The 14,439-nt window shown below is 32.7% G+C and carries 8 protein-coding genes; 4 read left to right on the top strand and 4 right to left on the bottom strand.

The genetic code is table 11. From position 1 onward, the window contains the following. Positions 1-12: 12 nt before the first annotated feature. The 4 genes from WA340_RS13775 to WA340_RS13760 all read right to left on the bottom strand — a co-directional run bounded on the left by WA340_RS13775 (position 13) and on the right by WA340_RS13760 (position 5,516). Entirely contained in the window at positions 13-2,298 is a 2,286-nt protein-coding gene (locus WA340_RS13775) for a glycoside hydrolase family 65 protein (protein WP_336129502.1), read from the bottom strand. Between the two features lie 14 nt (positions 2,299-2,312). Continuing rightward, complete coding sequence (gene pgmB, locus WA340_RS13770) at positions 2,313-2,969, bottom strand: beta-phosphoglucomutase (RefSeq protein ID WP_336129501.1); 657 nt, start codon at positions 2,967-2,969, stop codon at positions 2,313-2,315. Between the two features lies 1 nt (position 2,970). Continuing rightward, positions 2,971-4,344, bottom strand: a complete 1,374-nt coding sequence (locus tag WA340_RS13765) for an MFS transporter (protein WP_336129500.1) — start codon at positions 4,342-4,344, stop codon at positions 2,971-2,973. 131 nt (positions 4,345-4,475) lie between these two features. Continuing rightward, positions 4,476-5,516 carry a LacI family DNA-binding transcriptional regulator gene (locus WA340_RS13760; RefSeq protein WP_336129499.1) on the bottom strand — a complete coding sequence of 347 codons (1,041 nt, stop codon included), beginning with the start codon at positions 5,514-5,516 and terminating at the stop codon, positions 4,476-4,478. Between the two features lie 286 nt (positions 5,517-5,802). Here WA340_RS13760 and WA340_RS13755 point away from each other — a divergent pair, with 286 nt between their 5' ends. The 4 genes from WA340_RS13755 to WA340_RS13740 are packed head-to-tail and all read left to right on the top strand — an operon-like array spanning position 5,803 to position 14,366. After that, positions 5,803-9,012, top strand: coding sequence for a SusC/RagA family TonB-linked outer membrane protein (locus WA340_RS13755; RefSeq protein WP_336129498.1), 3,210 nt, complete (start codon positions 5,803-5,805; stop codon positions 9,010-9,012). A gap of 10 nt (positions 9,013-9,022) precedes the next feature. After that, on the top strand, positions 9,023-10,567 hold the full coding sequence (locus tag WA340_RS13750; protein ID WP_336129497.1) for a RagB/SusD family nutrient uptake outer membrane protein: 1,545 nt from the start codon (positions 9,023-9,025) through the stop codon (positions 10,565-10,567). Positions 10,568-10,582: 15 nt separating this feature from the next. After that, positions 10,583-11,404, top strand: a complete 822-nt coding sequence (locus WA340_RS13745) for a SusE domain-containing protein (RefSeq protein WP_336129496.1) — start codon at positions 10,583-10,585, stop codon at positions 11,402-11,404. A gap of 58 nt (positions 11,405-11,462) precedes the next feature. Beyond that, positions 11,463-14,366 (top strand): alpha-amylase family glycosyl hydrolase, encoded by a 2,904-nt coding sequence (locus tag WA340_RS13740; RefSeq protein ID WP_336129495.1) that lies wholly within the window; start codon positions 11,463-11,465, stop codon positions 14,364-14,366. Positions 14,367-14,439 lie beyond the last annotated feature (73 nt).

Below are 14,439 nucleotides of genomic sequence, written 5' to 3'. Positions count from 1 at the left end.
TAATAATGATGTTTATTGTACAGTTTTAGCTTGATTGTTTACTATTATATCTAAAGGTTGTCCTGAGATTAATTCAAAATTAGACTCATTTTGAGAAATAGTAACCTTAACAATTGTATCTCTAAAGTTTACTTTAAATGAATATGCATCCCATTCTTTTGGGATTTTTGGTTCAAAATGAAGTTTATTGTCTTTAACTCGCATACCTCCAAAACCTTCAACTATACTCATCCATGTACCAGCCATACTGGTAATATGTAATCCTTCTTCTACTTCTTTATTATAATCGTCAAGATCTAAACGTGATGTACGTAAGTAAAATGCATAAGCTTGCTCCATTTGATTTAATTTTGCTGCCTGAATACTGTGTACACATGGCGATAGTGAGCTTTCGTGTACTGTAAATGGCTCATAAAAATCGAAATGACGTTTTAATTCTTCATCTGTAAAATGATCTTCGAAGAAGTAAAACCCTTGTAATGTATCTGCTTGTTTGATATAAGGAGAACGTAAAATACGATCCCAACTCCATTTTTGATTAATTGGTCTTTGTGATTTTTCTAAATCTTCAACCGTGATTAACTCTTTATCTAAAAAGCCATCTTGTTGCAGGTAAACATTATGTTTCTCTGAATAAGGAAAATACATGTTGTTTGCAACATCTTGCCAAGTTTCCATTTCTTTAGGAGATAAAGAAACTTTATCCATAATCCTGTTGTAATCTGAGGTAAATTCTTCTTTTACTTTTTCAATATTTTGCAAAGCATAATCTATACACCATTTTGCTATATAATTAGTGTACCAGTTATTGTTTACATTGTTTTCGTATTCGTTTGGACCAGTAACTCCTAAAATAACGTATTTATTTTTGTCTGAAGAAAATGTTGCACGTTGTTGCCAGAATCTAGCTATACCAATAAGTACTTCTAATCCCATTTCTGGAATGTAGCTATAATCGCCTGTATAACGGTAATAATTAAATATGGCAAAAGCAATTGCACCATTACGATGTATTTCTTCAAAGGTAATTTCCCATTCGTTATGGCATTCTTCACCATTCATGGTTACCATTGGGTAAAGTGCTGCTCCATTATTAAACCCTAATTTTTGCGCGTTTTCTATAGCTTTATCTAAGTGATTATAACGGTATTGCAATAAGTTACGAGCTACTTTTTGGTCTTTGGTTGCCATGTAAAAAGGAATACAATACGCTTCTGTATCCCAATAGGTACTACCGCCATATTTTTCGCCAGTAAACCCTTTTGGACCAATGTTTAATCTAGAGTCTTTCCCTAAATAGGTTTGATTAAGTTGAAAGATATTAAATCTAATACCTTGTTGTGCTTTTACATCACCATATATAGTAATATCTGACATCTTCCAAATCTCTGCCCAAGCTTGTTTTTGGTCTTCTAAAAGTGAATCAAAACCTTTTGTGTTAGCTTTTGACAATACTGTTTTTGCTGCCTCTATTAATTGATCCTTCTCATAATTTCTATCTACGGTATAACCACCAAACTTTACTAAACTTGCAGTTTGATTTTGATCAACTTCTACATTATATGAAAATGCAATTGTTTGTTCTGTTGAAGTTGCTTCTGGCGCAATATCTTGCTTTTCATCATTTATAAACGCGTGAGACTGCATAAAGGTGCAGGTATGAAAATTAGTTTTCATGGTATGCGCTTCTATAAATGCTTGGTCGTTTATAGCTTCAACATTTGTGGTATTCCAAAACTTATCATCCCAATTAGAATCTTCGTTAGTAATACCGCTATCTATATAAGGTTGAAACTGAATAGCTGTGCTTCCGTTTAATGGTTTTATGTTGAATTTTATCGCACCGACTTCATCTAAATCTAAACTTAAAAAACGAACGATGTTGACTTCTACCTTTAAATCATTTTGAAGTGTTTCCTCAAAACTTCTAGATAGCCAGCCTTCTTTCATATTTAATTCTCTACGAAAGTTGTCTATGCTTTTTGCTTTATAAAGGTCTAAAGCTTCTCCATTAATTGTCACATTAATACCAATCCAACTAGGTGCGTTAAGTACTTTAGCGAAGTATTCTGGATATCCGTTTTTCCACCAACCAACACGAGTTTTATCTGGATAATACACGCCAGCAATATAACTACCTTGAAAGGTTGGTCCTGAGTATTGCTCTTCAAAATTAGCACGTTGACCCATTGCGCCATTACCGATGCTAAATAAACTTTCTGAAGATTTTACGCGATCTACGTCAAATCCTTCTTCTATAATTGACCAATTGTTTGGTTGTATATAATCTTGATTCATTGTTAATGAATAATTTATCTTTTTATTAATTTATCTATAAATGCAGTGTCTATTTCTGTAAAATTTGAAAAGACATAATCTGCTTCATGTAATACGTTTTCTTCCCCTATACCTATAGAAATCATATTTGCTGTATTTGCAGCTTGAACACCTGCAACCGAATCTTCAAAAACAATACAATCTTCTGGGTTTACGTTTAATGATTTTGCTGCAATTAAAAATACTTCTGGATCTGGTTTTGCTTTGCTTACGTCATTACCATCTACGATTGCATCAAACTGATTTAGTAAATCTACCTTTTCAAGAATTTGACGTGCATTTTTACTTGCCGATCCTAGAGAAATAGGTTGATTTTGTTCTTTCAAGTAATTTAAAACTTTGGGTACATCGGGAAGAATTTCTTCATGATTCATTTTTGCTATAAAGCTTAAATAATCATCATTTTTTGAAGCCATTAAGGCATTAAATTTGTCTTCTGAAATGGTTTTATTTCCCCATGCTAAGATTTTTTCAAGAGATTTAACTCTGCTTACACCTTTAAGTTGTTCGTTTTGTTCGTGCGAAAAATCAATACCGATACTTTTTGCTAGTTTTTGCCAAGCTAAAAAGTGATATTTTGCTGTGTCTACGATAACACCATCTAAATCGAATATGAAGCCTTTTTTATTCATTTTAATTCTCTTCTATTTGATATGTAATTGCATTTTTGTTTGTAATTAACAGATTGCAAAGTCCAGCTATAACTAAACTTATACCTGCAACTGTCATAGCATTTATTGCTTCTTCACCTAATAATCCAGAGATAAAATTAATACCACCAAGTGCGGCAATAATTTGAGGAATTACAATAAACATGTTAAATATCCCCATGATTACTCCCATTTTCTTAGGGTCTACACTACTAGATAACATAGCATATGGCATTGAAAGAATACTTCCCCATGCAAAACCTATAAGAATAAAGCAATATTTTAGGGTTTCAGGAGTTGCTATATTCATCATTAAAAAACCTATACCTCCTAATATTAAAGAACCCATGTGTACAAATTTTCTATTAATTCTTCTTTTGGAAGTATAAAAAGTTAGTAGTAAAGCAAACGCCATAGATGACAAGCCATAAATACCCATTGCAGAACCTACTAAATTTGAAGATTTTTGAAATGCTGTGTTTGCAGTATCAAAAGCTAGCTTTTGTGCGCTGTCTGCCATATCAAAAGCAGTTTCTATAGGTGCGGGAGTATGAAAGACATGCTCTGTAAGTGCAGGATTAGCTAAACTCCACATTGTAAAAAACGCAAACCAAGAAAAGAATTGGATAACACCAAGTTTTTTCATGGTTGTTGGCATACTACCTATATTGTTTGTTATGTCTTTTATGAAGTTGTTTTTTTGAGCTTTTTCGCGCTCAAATTCTTCCATATCTTCTGGTGGATATTCTGTAGTTGTAAAAATTGTATATAATACACTAATTAAAAACACAAAAGCTCCTATTGCAAAAGCTACTTTTACAGTGTCTGTAATGACACCAGAGTCTGCAGAATCGCTAACACCAAATTGAGATACCATCCATGGTAGGTTACTAGCTATCCAAGTACCAATACCAATTATTAATGTTTGTACTACAAAACCATAAGATCTTTGTGAATCTGGTAACTTATCTGCAACTAAAGCTCTAAATGGCTCCATAGACACATTAATTGATGCATCTAAAATCCATAAAAAACCAGCTGCTATCCAAAGTGCAGGCGAGTAAGGCACAAAAAATAAGGCTAAAGAGCTTAAAATAGCTCCGATTAAAAAGTAAGGTCTACGCCTTCCTAGTTTTGGGTGCCAAGTCCTATCACTTAAATATCCAATAATTGGCTGAACTAAAAGTCCAGTTAACGGTGCTGCAATCCATAGTAAAGGGATTTCATCTTTAGCTGCGCCTAATGTTTGAAAAATTCTAGACATAAAGCCTCCTTGCAAGGCAAATCCAAATTGAATCCCAAGAAAACCAAAACTCATGTTCCAGATTTCCCAAAATCCTAACTTCTGTTTTTTCATTTATAGTATTATTAAATTTATACTATTTGATAAGCTGAAAAAACCTATCAAAACTTAAAGGTGAGAAGTAAAAATATAAGTTTTGATTGCCGTAAAGATAAAAAACATTTTAAGATTATATGTTAAAAATCTTATTTTGTAGATTCTCGTTCTATTAAATCGGTTTGAATTGTAAAGGTTTCGTATACCTCTTCTTCGTCTTCTCTCTCTAGATTATTAATTAAAAGTTCTGCTGCTTTTTCTCCCATTTGGCTTGCGTGCTGACTAACCGTTGTTAGACTTGGCACAGCGTGCTTGGACAATACACCATCTGTAAAACCAATTACTTGAAGACTTTCAGGTATTTTTATTTTTAACTTTCTAGCAACTTTCATCGCAGTAATTGCATAGATTTCGTTAACTGCAACTATTCCATCTAGATTTTTGTTTGCTTTAAAAAAGCTTTCTATTTCTTTCTCCAAACTTTCAAGATTTTCTTCTGAAAGTTTTTCGTCATCTACTTTTAAGATAAAGTCTGGTTCTGGAAAAATCTGATGATCTTCTAACGCTTTTAAATACCCTTGGGTTCTTAATTTTCCAACATTTATATAATCCTTTGTTGTAATTAAACCAATCTTTTTACAACCATTTTCAATAAGTTTATTAGTAGCTTTTACTGCGCCTTCAAAATCATCTACAATTACTTTATCACAATTAATTTCGTTTATCACACGATCAAACATTACTACTGGCATACCTTGATTAATAGTTTCGGTTAAATGATGATAATCTTGAAGCAACATAGTTTCTTTTGACACAGAAAGTATAAATCCATCTATACTACCATTAGCCAGCATCTCCATATTTATTACTTCGTTAGAAAAAGACTCGTTAGACAAACCGACAATAACATTATAACCTCTATTTAATGCTTCTTTTTCTATACCGCTTATTACTTTGGAGAAAAAGTGATGAACAATTTCTGGTATAATTACACCTATAGTTTTTGTTTTTCTGTTTTTTAAACTCAAAGCAATATTATTAGGTCTATAATTGTAGAGTTTAGCAAAAGCTTGCACTTTTTGTCTTGTATCCTCACTTATCTCAATACTGTTTTTTAATGCTTTAGAGACTGTAGATATAGATACATCTAATTCTTTTGCTATTTGCTTTAATGTTACTTTTTTTTTCATCTTAGATACTGTTAATCAATATGTTTGTGTTGCTTTTGTATTGAGAATTTAATAAATTATTTCCTTTAAACTAAAAACCTGCTATTAAAAGCACGTTCTAAATGTGATTTTTGCAAAATTTTACGGTCTCTTTTGTTAAATAACCAAAAGTTTTCAACACGAAAACGTTTGAGTAACCTGTTAACAAAGGAGTTACGTCAATTTAACATAAATTTTACATAGCTTTATAACGAGAAGTAAAAATATATTTAAAAATAGACTAATAAAATAATTTAATAGCAATTGTATGAAAACAATTTTTAAAGGGTTGTTGTTTGCGTTTATTCTGATACCATCTCTAATAATGGCTCAGAACACAGTAACTGGTACAGTTACAGAGCAAGCAACCTCATTGCCATTACCAACAGTTAATGTTTTAGTTAAAAACACAACCAAAGGTACTGTTACAGATTTTGATGGTAATTATAGCCTACAAGTTAATCAAGGAGAAGTTTTAGTTTTTTCTTACGTAGGATTTATTACTCAAGAAGTAACATATAATGGTCAAGACAAAATTAACGTGGCTTTAGCAGAAGACTCTGCCCAGTTAGACGAAGTTGTAATTATTGGGTATGGTAGTGTTAAAAAAGAAGATTTAACTGGGTCTGTAGATGTAGTTTCATCTGACGATTTTAACAAAGGAGCCATTCAATCTACGGATCAATTACTGCAAGGTAAAGCAGCAGGTGTAAGAATTACAGATAGTGGTGGATCACCAGATTCTGCTCCTAATATTAGAATTAGAGGTGGCGCCTCTTTAAATGCAGATAGTAGTCCATTAATAGTAATTGACGGAATACCTGTAGGTACACAAAATCCAGCAGGTGTAAGCAACCCTTTATCATTAGTAAATCCTAATGATGTAGAAAGCTTCACTATATTAAAAGATGCATCTGCTACAGCAATTTACGGTTCTCGTGCCTCTAACGGTGTAATTATTATTACTACAAAAAGAGGAACTTCTGGAGCACCACAATTTAACTTCTCTACAACAGTAACTGCTAGTAGCGCTGGAGAAGGTATAGATATGATGGATAGTGATAGTTATGTAAGATTTATACAAGAGTATCATCCAGATTTAGTAGGCAGTCTTGGTGTACCAGTTGGTTCTGTTACAACAAACGAACCTGTTAGTTATATCTTAAATACTCCTGATGGAGATAGAGCTATTTATGACACTAACTGGAGAGATGCAATTATTAGAACAGCATTTACATCTAACACTAATTTTTCTGCTAGAGCTAATCTAGGAGAAAACACACCTTTTAGAGCTTCAATAGGTTACAACAACGCACAAGGTGTTGTAAGAACAGACGATTATGAAAGATTTAGTGCTTCATTTAAATTATCACCTCAACTTTTAGACGATAATTTAAAAATTGATACCAATGCAAAACTAACTTGGGCAGAGAATTATGAAAGATTTAGTGCTTCATTTAAATTATCACCTCAACTTTTAGACGATAATTTAAAAATTGATACCAATGCAAAACTAACTTGGGCAGAGAAAAATGCAACAGATGCTGGTGGAGCTTTAGGTGGCGCATTAGTATTTGACCCAACAAAACCAATTTATAATACTTCAGGTATATTTAACGGGTTTTATACTAATTTAAATGCTACAAACCCTAATCTAATTGATGGACAATACAATCCTCTAGCGCTACTTGAGCAACGTGAAAGACCTGAAAAAGCATTTAGATTTTTAGGAAACATAGAATTTGATTACACTATGCCTTTTTTACCTGAGTTAAAAGCTGTTGTTAATGTTGGTTTAGATGCTTCTAGATCTAAAATTAGAGAGACTTTTGGCGAAGGCGCTTTAGCTACTTATAAGTTAGATGAAAATGGTCAAGGAGTATTTAATCCTGGATTAAATTATGCTGAAAGACAACATATAACTAATACAACTTTTGATGCTTATTTAAAATATGCAAAAAACCTACAAAATTCGTTTATTAATAATTACGATGTCCAGCTTGGATACGCTTACCAAAATTTTAAAAACGATGGTAATAATGACACTTATAACTACGCATCTACTCAAGAAGAAGTTGATCAATATGGTGTAGCTATTGGAGAAAGATATTTAGTATTAAACCCAAACAATCCAAACAATAGATATTATAACACTCAAAACTTACAATCATTTTTTGCAAGATCAAATATTAATATCAAGGACAAATACCTTTTAACATTATCATTAAGAGCAGACGCATCTTCTCTATTTGTATTTGATGACATTTGGGGAGATAAAGTTTGGGGATTATTCCCTTCTGCTGCGCTAGCTTGGAAAGTAAAAGAAGAAAACTTTCTAAAAAATGTAAATTTTGTTAATGATCTTAAATTAAGATTAGGATGGGGTAAAACAGGACAACAAAATATTACTGGCGTTTCTGGATTCTACCCAACAAGTCCATTGTTTTCTGTAGGAAGTCAAAACAGTCAATACTTACCTGGATATAATTTATATTCTGCTAATGCATTTCAAACTGGGTTAACTTGGGAAAAAACAACAACATTAAATGCTGGTATTGATTTTGCTTTCTTTAATAACAGATTGATAACAGGTAGTTTTGATGTATTTAAAAGAGAAACTACAGATTTATTATCAAGAGTAAGTTTACCACCAGGTCAATCTTTAACAGATAGCTTTATTAAAAATGTTGGAAGTACAGATAGTGAAGGTTTTGAACTTAGTTTAAACTTAAATGCTATCCAAAAAGAAGATATAGGCTTAAGTATTAATGGTAATTTATCTTATGCAAAAACAGAGGTTACTGATTTAGGAGGTGTTAATAGACTTAACATTGGCGGTCAGTTATTAAATACAGGATCTAATTTATTATTCAACTTAGAAGGTAAAGAACCTTACCAAGCTGGTGTATTCAAACAAGTATATGATACCGATGGTAACCCAATACCAAATGCTTTTGTAGATTTAAATGGAGACAATCAAATAACTGAAGAAGACAAATACTATACACCTCTTAGACCAAACTGGAATTTTGGATTTGGATTAAACTTTAACTACAAAAATTGGGATTTTGGTACAACGTTTAGAGGTCAGTTAGATGGAAAAGTTTATGACTTAAATGCTTTACGTTTTGGATTTACAGAAAGTGCTGCTCCTAACAATAATACAAGTATCTCAAATGTACTTAATTTTTATAATGGTGCTGCTAACCCTGCTTTTCAGGATGCTAACGGAAACATACAGTTCTCTGATTATTTCCTACAAGACGCAGCGTTTATGAGATGTGAAAATATTGTTGTTGGCTATAGTTTACCTAACAATTTTATAAAAAATACAAACATGAGGCTTTACGCATCGGTAAACAATCCTTTTATTATAACTAATTACGATGGACAAGATCCTGAACAATTTGGAGGAATAGATGGTGCGTTTTACCCAAGACCAACAGCTTATACATTTGGTGTAAACTTAGATTTTTAAAATTATGACTATGAAAAAATTAATATTAACATTTTTTGGATTGGCGTTATTTGTAACGATTACGTCATGTGTCAACGATCTAGACACAGAACCAAAAGTAGAGCTTACTCTACAACAGCTTTTAGATCAAGACCCAAATGCAATAGAAGGTTTATTATCTAGACTTTATGCTTCTTTTGCATTATCAGGACCAAATGGTCCTGGAAGTTCTGATGTTTCTGATGATCCAGGTGAGTCTCCTTTTTTAAGAGGTATTATCAACTTACAAGATTTTACTGCCGATGGCATGAAAAATCGTTGGGGAGATGATGGTTTAGACCAATTAACAACAACATCTCAATGGACAAGTAACAACAAGTTTTTTAGATATTTATATAATCGTGCATACTATACGATTCCCCAATGTAACAACTTGTTAACAGTTTTACCTAATGCTGGTGTTGAAATACCTGAATCTATTCAAAGCGAAGTACGATTTTTAAGAGCTTTAGCTTACTACTATTTAATAGATACATTTGGAAAAGGAGTTTTAGTTACTGAAGAAAACTCTGGATCATCAGATTTCTTACCAGAAGCTTCAAGAGAAGAGTTATTTAACTTTGTTGAGTCAGAATTATTAGATATAGAACCAACTATTGGAAACGACAATGGTTACGGTAGAGCAAACACATACGTAGTAGATATGTTATTAGCTAAATTATATATTAATGCCGAAGTATACACAGGAACAGCAATGTATACAGAAGCAGCAACTTATATCAATAAAATAATAAATGAAGGTGGTTATCAATTAGAAGAAAATTTTGTTCAAAATTTCTCTGGAGACAATCATGTATCTACAGAAATTATTTACCCTCTAATTGCAGACGCAGTAAATAGTCAAAGCTTTGGTAACACTACATACATCGTAAATGGTAATTTAAGTCCTGATACTATTCCTATCTTAGAATTTGGCGCTGCCGAAGGTTGGCAAGGTCACAGAGCAACAGAAGCTTGGTATGGTCTATTTGGAGATTTAAATACATCTAATGATGTTAGAGCAAGTTTATTCTGGACGGATGGTCACAATTACACTATGACAGATTACAGAGAATGGACAGATGGTTATCCTTCAATTAAGTTTAGAAACAACGATTTTAACGAAACACCTACAACAGGAACTTCATTCTCAGGAACAGATTTCCCGCTTTATAGACTTGCAGATGTATATTTAATGTATGCAGAATGTGCTTTAAGAGGTGCTTCTAACACAAACATGAATGATGCTTTAACATATGTTAATTTAGTTAGAGATAGAGCTAATGCAGATTTAATAAATATGTCAGATTTAACATTAGATTTTATTATAGACGAAAGAGCTAGAGAATTAAACTTAGAAGGACATAGAAGAACTGACCTTATTAGATTTGGTATGTTTACAGGTGGAAGCTACTTATGGCCTTGGAAAGGTAACACCTTAAACGGTACATCTATACCCGATTCTTATAGATTATTCCCTATACCACAATCTGCTTTAGACGCTAATCCTAATTTACAACAAAACCCTGGTTACTAATTAAAAATTGAAACAATGAAAAATTTTATAAAAATATCAGCTTTATTTTTGACATTATTCTTAAGCTTTACTTCTTGTGAAGAAGATGATAGTTTAGAATTTGTTGCAGCTCCACAAGGAGAATTTGAATTCACCAATACATTTTTATCAGAGTACTCTTTACCTGCCGAAAGTAGTACTAATGACAATATTGGTGTAATATTTTCTTTTAACCCTGCAAATTTTGATGTTCCTACTAACGTATCTTATGAGTTACAGTCTTCTGTATTAGGCGATTTTTCAGATGCAACCATAGTTCCTACTTTGTCTAATGCAAATAATCAAATTGAAGTCTCTATTGGAGAATTAAAGTTATTAGCTGAAGCTTATGAAATTCCTGTTCCAGGAATGGGTGATTTAAACTTTCGAGTAAGAGCTTTTGTTGGAGACCCAATATCAACTACAGAAAAATTTACACCTATACAAGCTATAACCGTTAACTTACTAGAACCACAAACTGGTGTTAATTGTGAATACGACCAATTATGGCTTGTAGGTGCTGGTGTCCCTGATGCGGGATGGGGATGGGCTTCGCCTGTTTCTTTACCGTGTACTGGAAATGGAGTTTATTCTGGGGATGTTACATTTGCAAATGATGCATTTAGGTTCTTCACCGATGCCTCTTTAGAGTGGGATTCACCAAGTTTTAATTATCCATATTATGAAAATGAAGGATATAGCATAGATGCAAACTTTCAAAACGCAAATGACGGAGATAGTAATTTCTCTTTTACTGGTTCGCCTGGCACATATACTTTGACTGTAGATACTGTAAACAAAACAATTACAATAAATTAAAAACGTAAAGAAACAAGGCTATTTTCTGATAGCCTTGTTTCATTTTAATAACTAAAGTATGATAAAAAAATTATCTTATATTATCTTTTTAATAGTTGGATGTATCAATGCTCAAGTCTCTCTTGACGTGTCTACTATAGAAGTTGATCAACCTGTAACTATTACTGTAGATACAAATAATTTTACAGACACTAATTGTAATGGTCTTAACAATCCTTCTAAGGTTTATATGCATTCAGGTATTGGAGACAATTCTAATGCTTTTGGATTTAATGTAATTGGGAATTGGGGACAAGATGATGGTGTTGGAGAAATGACTAATAATGGAGATGGAACTTTTAGTATAACAATAACACCTCAAACATACTATAGCTTATCTCAAGCTCAAGCAGATGCCGCTACTCAAATGGGTGTAGTTTTTAGAAATGCTGATGGTACTGCAGAATTAAAAGATAATGGATGTAATGATTATATATTTCCTATTGGTAGTGTAAAAATAAATCTTAATAATCCATCAAGCACTCCTATTGTTTTAGAATCTGGAGATGATTTAACAATAAGCGCCACTATTGCTTATCAAGGCTCTGTTACTGTACAAGGAAGTTTTGAGGTATTCTACAATAATGTCTCTGTAGCAACAGGTACTTGTGGATTTCCTACTTGTAGCACTACAATTCCAAACATAACAGAAAGTGGTACTGTAAAATTTGTAGGTTCTCCTACTAATACTACAGATACTGGAGAAGTTAGCTTTGAAGTATTAGTTATATCAAATACTACTGAGCAGAGCATTCCAGCAGGATTAGAAGACGGTATCAATTATGATACTGATCCTACTAAAGCTACTTTAGTATTAAGTGCCCCAAACAAAGAATACATTCAAGTTGCAGGAAGCTTTAACAACTATAACCCTGACAACTCTTATGCAATGAAAAGAGATCCTAGTACAGGTAAATATTGGTTGGAATTAACAGGTTTGACTCCTAATCAAATAGAAACTTACCAATACTGGGTATTTGACTTAGATCCGCCTGCAAACTCTCCTGCTTTAGTAAAAACTGCAGACCCTTATTCAACTTTAGTATTGTCACCTTTTGATGATCCATGGATTCCTGCTGCATCATACCCAAACTTGCCAGCATATCCTGCAGGTCAAGAACGCGAGGTTACTGTTTTACAAACAGCACAAACACCTTACAACTGGCAAGTCATAAACTTTACTAAGCCTAAAAAAGAAGACTTAATTGTTTATAAACTTTTAGTTAGAGACTTTGATGCAGACAGAAATTATCAAGATGTCATAGATAAAATAGACTATTTTAAAAGCTTAAACATTAATGCTATCGAGTTAATGCCTGTAATGGAATTTGAAGGTAACGAAAGCTGGGGATACAATACATCCTTTCATATGGCATTAGATAAATTTTATGGTACAGAAGATAAATTAAAAGAATTAATAGATGTTTGCCACCAAAACGGTATTGCTGTAATTTTAGATTTAGCACTAAACCATGCTTTTGGACGTAACCCAATGGTACGTATGTGGATGAATGATCCTGATGGAGATGGTTGGGGAGAACCAAATAGTCAAAACCCATATTTTAATGTAACACCTACACATACTTATAATGTTGGAAATGATTTTAACCATTCAAACCAAATAACAAAAGACTATACAAAACGTGTCATTAAACATTGGATTGAAGAGTTTCATATAGATGGTTTTCGTTGGGATTTAACAAAAGGATTCACTCAAAACTGTACATCTGGAGACGAGAATTGTACAAATGGTTATCAACAAGATCGTGTAGATGTATTAAGAGAATACGTAGACTACTCTTGGACTTTAGACCCATATCACTATGCTATATTTGAACACTTAGGGTCTGATCCTGAAGAACAACAATGGGCTAACTACCGTATTGGAGAAACTATTCCTAAAGGTGTAATGATGTGGAAAGAAATGTGGAACGATTACAAAAACCTTGGTAATGGTAATGCTGCAAACATTAGCGGTATGGGAAGTAACGAACATGGGTTTACAATGAAAAGAGCTTTAGGTTACCCAGAAAGTCATGATAAAGACCGTGTAATGTACGAGATGGCAACCTTTGGCGCTAGCAATGGTAGTTATGATATAACAGATTTAAATACCGCTTTAACAAGAATGTCAACCATTGGTGCAACATCTATCATGATTCCTGGTCCTAAAATGTTATGGCATTTTGCTGAATTAGGAATGGACATTTCTATTTGGACTTGTGATAATGGTGTAGTAAATAGTGATTATGATGGAAATAATGATGGTGACTGTAAGTTGGCTACAAAACCACAACCACAATGGGCTAATAACTGGACAAGTGATCCAAATAGAAGTCAAGTGTTTAGTGATTGGGCAAGGTTAAACGATTTAAAAATTAACGAAGATGTTTTTGAAGGTGACTACTCTATTGACTCTGGAGATTTAACACCTCGCATTTTTATTTGGAATGATGCTATTCCTGCAACAGAGTTAAAAAATGTAGTGATTTTAGCAAACTTTGATTTAACAGCTCAAAACATTGTTCCTGATTTTCCATACACAGGAACTTGGTATGATTTAATGGACGAAACAAATTCAACATCAATAAACGTATCAAACACAGCTGCAACAATTAATATTCCTGCTGGTGAATTTAGAATTTTTGGTAATGCTGCTCCTCAAAGTTTAAGCACTACAAGTTTTGATGTAGAAGATTCTATTAAACTATATCCAAACCCAACTAAAACGACATTTTCGGTAAATATTAAATTAAACAATGTATCGATTATTGATGTTTCTGGAAAAGAAATAAAATCGTTTAATGGTGATTTTGAAAAAGGACATGCTTTTAACGTTGAAGGTATTTCAGAAGGGTTGTACCTTATTCAACTTAAAAACGAAAACGGTCAATCTTCAACTCAAAAATTAATTATTAATTAGTCAGAATAGAAATTTGCTTTTAAAAAGGCTTTAATCTAATTAGGTTAAAGCCTTTTTTTAATAATTTAAAACA

This window comes from Mesoflavibacter sp. CH_XMU1422-2, from assembly GCF_037029245.1.
GTDB classification, from domain to species: domain Bacteria; phylum Bacteroidota; class Bacteroidia; order Flavobacteriales; family Flavobacteriaceae; genus Mesoflavibacter; species Mesoflavibacter zeaxanthinifaciens.
This window is presented reverse-complemented; position numbering and strand designations above follow the sequence as displayed.

Bases quoted from the DNA above. Each gene is read 5' to 3' on its own strand.
- WA340_RS13775 (WP_336129502.1), bottom strand. From the start codon at position 2,298: ATGAATCAAGATTATATACAACCAAACAATTGGTCAATTATAGAAGAA.
- pgmB (WP_336129501.1), bottom strand. From the start codon at position 2,969: ATGAATAAAAAAGGCTTCATATTCGATTTAGATGGTGTTATCGTAGAC.
- WA340_RS13765 (WP_336129500.1), bottom strand. From the start codon at position 4,344: ATGAAAAAACAGAAGTTAGGATTTTGGGAAATCTGGAACATGAGTTTT.
- WA340_RS13760 (WP_336129499.1), bottom strand. From the start codon at position 5,516: ATGAAAAAAAAAGTAACATTAAAGCAAATAGCAAAAGAATTAGATGTA.
- WA340_RS13755 (WP_336129498.1), top strand. From the start codon at position 5,803: ATGAAAACAATTTTTAAAGGGTTGTTGTTTGCGTTTATTCTGATACCA.
- WA340_RS13750 (WP_336129497.1), top strand. From the start codon at position 9,023: ATGAAAAAATTAATATTAACATTTTTTGGATTGGCGTTATTTGTAACG.
- WA340_RS13745 (WP_336129496.1), top strand. From the start codon at position 10,583: ATGAAAAATTTTATAAAAATATCAGCTTTATTTTTGACATTATTCTTA.
- WA340_RS13740 (WP_336129495.1), top strand. From the start codon at position 11,463: ATGATAAAAAAATTATCTTATATTATCTTTTTAATAGTTGGATGTATC.